The organism is Streptomyces milbemycinicus (assembly GCF_002154605.1).
GTDB lineage: Bacteria > Actinomycetota > Actinomycetes > Streptomycetales > Streptomycetaceae > Streptomyces > Streptomyces milbemycinicus.
This window is the reverse complement of the sequence record NZ_MUNE01000592.1, coordinates 1-225: the sequence shown is the minus strand read 5'-3', so window position 1 is coordinate 225 and position 225 is coordinate 1.

The following is a 225-nucleotide window of genomic DNA, read 5'->3' as shown; positions in this document are numbered from 1 at the left end:
GCCACCGGGCCCAAGCCGAAGTGGTGGAGCCGCCCGGTCACAAGACCCGGTCGCCGGTCGTCATCCGAGGCCGATGCGCAGCCCGCTGGAGACACCACGGCCGGGGATTCCACTGCGGCCGCGGGCGCGGCCGACGGCGGCGTCGGACGCGCGCCGGGCACAGCTGACGGTGTGTCGGCCACCGCGGCGGCGGGTGACACGGTGACGGGCGACACGGCGTCGGGC